Genomic DNA, 4,946 nt, shown 5'->3' on the forward strand with positions numbered 1-4,946 from the left:
TCGCCGCTGAAATTGAAGCTGGCGTCGCCGCTGTATTTGCCGCTGGCGCCGACGCTGAACACCACGTTCACCACGCCCTGGATTTCGTCTTCCTGGGCCTTGGACGGGTATTCCGGCGATTCCAGATGGCTGCAGTTGGCCTTGGCGGACACCGGGCCTTTCGGCGCTTCCACTGCCGGCGCCGGCGTCGGCGCCGGTTGCGGCGTCGGATCGGCGGTCACCGACTGGATCGCGTTCTGCGATTGCACCATCGGCGGCGGATTGACCACTGGCGGCACATAGGCCTGCGGTTTCGGCGCTGTCGGCTGCTGCACCACTTTTTCGATCTTCGGCGGCGGTGGCGGCGGTGGCGGTGGCGGTTCGCTGATCACCGACACTTCCACCTTCTGCTGGATCACCTTCACCACGCCCTGGGCCAAGCCGGTCACCAGCGCGTAGATCAGCACGGCGTGGAATATGATCACCCCGGCCAGACCGGCGAATCGTCGGCGCGGCGGAGGTCCTCCTACCCCTTTGGCTGTGATACTAGTCATATGGGTTACCCACTCTTTAAAAACCGGCAAGCCGGACATTGCCACCTTGTGGGCAGAAACGCCCGGACTCGCCGACGGATTACCATACCAGATGGATGCGAGGCACCGCATCCTTTGGCACCTACTACTTGGGCTTACTACCCATGACAGAATGCTATAGCTGCAAACTAAATACAATAGCCAAACGCTACAGTTTGTACGACGCCTTCAGGAAGTAGGCGCGGCCCACCGGGTCAGCCAGTACAGGGTCGTAACCATATTGGAAAGTACTGGTCTGGTTGCTGAAAGGCGGCTTCTGATCAAACAGGTTCTTCACCCCTGCTGTCAGAGACAGTTTTTTGTCCCAAACATAAGTACCTGAGGCATTCCAGTTTGAATAGGGGCGGACATTGTGCTGCGAACCATCCGGATTGGAGTTCTGGTCGGTATAACCGGAAGAATAGTTCTGCACCAGCAAGGCGCTCCAAGGGCCGCGGTTCCAGCTGAAGTTCAGGCTATGCTTCCAACGCAAAGTAGGCAAATAACCTTCATACCAACCGCCTAGTGTACTGTGATATTCCCCACCCGGCTCAAGTTGCATGGTGTACTTGGATGTGTAAGTGCCGTCCAGGGTGACACCGAAATTGCCCCAGCGTGTGGCAGGAAGTCGGAATGACAAGCTCAGATCCACACCCGACGCGCTAAGCGAACCAAGGTTCTGCGTATTCGTAAGAACATAGTTCAAAGAACCATCGGGGTTACGTACAAATAGGTTGGCATACTTACTGGGATTGCCAAATATAGTGCTGGGGTCAAGCGTGCTAATGACATCCTTGACATTGGTCCACCAAAAATCGGCGCTAGCCGTTATGTTGCTGGTAGGCTCCAGCACCATGCCAAAGCTGAGCGAAGAAGCCTTCTCAGGCGACAAATTTTGGTTCCCGCCTTGCATGACCATGAACTGGGTGTTGCAATCATCGACCTGATTACCGCCATTTGCCGGCTTGCCATTAGGGCATCGAACCGGATCATTGAATTTGGCAGCAGTGTATGTCTTGCTATTCGGCATATAGACATCGTAAAGCGATGGCGCGCGGAACCCCTTGCTAGCGGAACTGCGGAACATCAGCTGCTTCGATGGCTGATATTTGATGGCGATCTTGGGATTAAACGAACCGCCAAAATCAGAGTAATGGTCATAACGAGCCGCCAACTGGGCATCGAGGTTCTTCAGCAATGGGACGTCCGCCTCGGCATACAGGGCCTTGACATTACGGCTGCCGCTGGTCGACTGTGAGTTGGCGATCCCCGACCCCTCGGCATACTGGGCTAGATCCTGAATCTGGCTATCCAGGCTCTCGTGACGCATATCCACGCCGAACGCCGCCGCCAGCTTACCGGCAGGCAGATCAAACAACTCCTTGCTCACCTTGAAATCGGCCAGAGTAGTTGCGTATTTTGCGATCCAGCCATCTCCCGTCAGCTGCACGCTTTGCCAGGCACCTGCAGGTGAATCGCCAAAGGGATTAATAATCCCGTCTACAAATGCCGGACCAATGAGTGAACTATTGACATAGCCGCTATTAAAATTGATCACAGTGCGGTTTTGCGAATACGCAAAACCGCCACGATAATCCCAGTCCGCCAACAGGCCTTCAGCATTGAATGCGAGACGCTGTGTATCGGAAGTGCTTTTCGTGGTACGTGGCCCCAGTGGATCAGCGCGGGCATTCAACACTACAGGACTGCCATCTGTAGGCGTGCCATCCGGCAGGGTAGTCGGATAGTATTTATCGCCCGGATTAAGCGTTGCGATCTTGCTAAGCGGAGTTGGAGAAATATGTGTGGTACTAATATTCCTCGTCCCCATGTACTGCAAGGAGAAAGTATGATCGCCGACTTGCTTGCTCGCTTTCGCCAGAGCTGAAAGCTGTTCGACATCCGGCGTCAGGTCCATGAAAAGGTTGGCCTGTTCACCACAAGCATTGCTGCCCAGAGGCAAGGCATACGGCGGCTTGCAGTTGGGTGCCGTAGGGTTATAGGCCTGGCCCTTGTAAGTGAAGTTTGAAGGAAACACCCGTCCACTCAAGTTATCGGCGGTGAGATTCTCGTATGCAAATGGCCGATCCAGCGTGGTGATTTTGTCGATCTTCTGATACGACAAAGAGCCATAGACGTTCCAGCCGTCTTTAGCCAAGTCCCCCGCTCCACCCAGAATGCTGACATTGCCGTTTTTGCCTCCGTTATGCTGGGGCTGCTGGTATTCACCCGTAATAGTCAGGCCTTTGAAATTTTTCTTGGTGATGAAGTTGATCACGCCGCCAATGGCATCAGTTCCATACAAGGCCGATGCGCCATCCCGCAACACTTCGATCCGGTCGATTGCTGCAAGAGGAATGGCATTCAAGTCGGTGGCGATGCCAGAAATTGCCTGACTGGCGACGCGGCGGCCATCCAGCAAAACCAAGGTATATTGAGCACCCAAGCCGCGTAGGCTCGCATAAGAGGCCCCGCCGCTTACCGATTGAACAGAAGATGCGGCCACGGTCCCCGACTGGTTGCTGGACAAGGAATTGACCACTTGCTCCACTGTTGTGAAACCTTGCTTGGTCATTTCTTCTGTACGGACAATCGTTACAGGCAGCGCTTTCTCCTGCTTGATGCTGCGCTTGATATTGGAGCCGGTGACTTCCACCCGGTCCAATTCGCCCGAACTATCGGCAAACGACAACGGCGCATGCGCACCGATGCCAATGACAGCCAGCGCCATCGCCAGCTTGTTTTTCTTCATCACGGAACTCTCCTTCACTCTATTTCCCAAGCGCCGCCTGCCGGTTCGGTTGCCGGCATGACGGGCAGTGCGAAGCCGCGCTCAATGCGTGCGGGCTATGTTTTGAGTGTGTGAAGAGCCCGAATTTACTGTCAACAATTGAAATGCATCGTCACAATAAGTTACAAACAAGCACAAATCATTAACTTAACAGGCCTTACTTTTCCCAGCTCCGGACAAAATGCCATAGCAATGAAAATGCACGGCGCATGGGCAAATAGACTGGTTGTTGAGTCATTAATTTTCGTCTATGTGACACATCCAGAGTGCGTCGCAACCATGACTGTTAGCGTCGCCATAGCGAAAGAAATGTTGTTTTTTTGCAAAAAAATATTTACACGGCGAACTTAAGCAAGTTAATGCTTACTGATTAAATCAATTTTACTCATGCGTGTAATGATAAAATTGAAACAACTGTTTGACTGCTGGAGCCAATGCCGTTCCACAATCAGTAAAAACAAAACCGGCCCCGCAGGGCCGGTTGGTCTGAATCGCAGCAGGCTCTCGCGCTAGGCCGGCACCGCCGCCGCGCTCCAGCCTTGCGGGATCGCCCCCAGCAGCTTCTTGGTGTAGCTGTCCTGCGGCGCGCGATAGATCACATCCGCGTCCGCCTGTTCCACCACCTGGCCTTTATTCATCACCAGCACCTGGTCGGAGATGTGCTTCACCACCGCCAGATCATGCGAGATGAACAGATAGGACAGCTTGAACTCGTCCTGCAGGTCCTGCAGCAGGTTCAGCACCTGCGCCTGCACCGACACGTCCAGCGCCGACACCGATTCGTCGCAGATCAGCACTTCCGGCTTCAGCGTCAGGCAGCGCGCGATGGCGATGCGCTGGCGCTGGCCGCCGGAGAACTCGTGCGGATACTTGGCTAAGGCGCCGGCCGGCAGGCCCACCTTGTCCAGCAGGTCTTGCGCCAGGCGGCGGCGTTGCCCGGCGTCCTGGCCGATGCCGTGCAGCAGCATCGGTTCGGTCAGTATCTGCTCCACGGTGAAGCGCGGGTTCAGCGACGCGTAAGGGTTCTGGAAGATGATCTGGATGCGCTTCTTGTAGGCGTGGAATTCCTTGGCGCTCATCCCGATCAGGTCTTTGCCATGAAACAGCGCCTTGCCGCCGGTGGCCTGGTGCAGCCGCACCAGGGTCAGCCCCACCGTGGTCTTGCCGGAGCCGGATTCGCCGACGATGCCCAAGGTCTTGCCGCGCGCCAGTTGGAACGACACGTCCTTCACCGCGTGGAACTGGCGCTTGCCGAACAGGCCTTCGCGGATGTCGAAGCTTTTGCACAAACCCTGCACGTCCAGCACGATCTCGTCGCCCGCCGCGTAGCCGCGCTCGCGGTGCGGCGGCTCGACATACGGTTCCGGCTTGAGGAAGTCGTCGATCACCGCCAGCCGGGTCGGGCGGCGGTCCAGGTGCGGCCGGCACGACAGCAGCGCCTTGGTGTAGGCGTCCTGCGGGTCTTCGAAGATCTGCTTCACCGAGCCCTGCTCGCGGATCACGCCGTGGCGCATCACGATCACTTCATCGGCGAACTCGCCCACCACCCCCAAATCATGGGTGATGAACAGCACCGACATGCCGTGCTTCTTTTGCAGATCGGC

Annotated in this window: 3 protein-coding genes; all 3 read right to left on the reverse strand. The window is 56.1% G+C overall.

All coding sequences use genetic code 11. From position 1 onward, the window contains the following. On the reverse strand, nucleotides 1–533 hold a 533-nt coding region (locus tag C2134_RS10905; RefSeq protein ID WP_103319968.1), incomplete at its 3' end, for a hypothetical protein. A gap of 187 nt (nucleotides 534–720) precedes the next feature. After that, nucleotides 721–3,303 carry a TonB-dependent receptor gene (locus C2134_RS10910; protein WP_103319966.1) on the reverse strand — a complete coding sequence of 861 codons (2,583 nt, stop codon included), beginning with the start codon at nucleotides 3,301–3,303 and terminating at the stop codon, nucleotides 721–723. Nucleotides 3,304–3,851: 548 nt separating this feature from the next. Beyond that, nucleotides 3,852–4,946, reverse strand: a 1,095-nt coding sequence (locus C2134_RS10915; RefSeq protein WP_146042136.1) for an ATP-binding cassette domain-containing protein, incomplete at its 5' end; no start/stop codon positions are given.

It is taken from the genome of Chromobacterium sinusclupearum (assembly GCF_002902845.1).
Classification (GTDB): domain Bacteria; phylum Pseudomonadota; class Gammaproteobacteria; order Burkholderiales; family Chromobacteriaceae; genus Chromobacterium; species Chromobacterium sinusclupearum.

Excerpts from the sequence above, each read along its gene's own strand:
- C2134_RS10910 (WP_103319966.1), bottom strand. The coding sequence starts at position 3,303 with ATGAAGAAAAACAAGCTGGCGATGGCGCTGGCTGTCATTGGCATCGGT.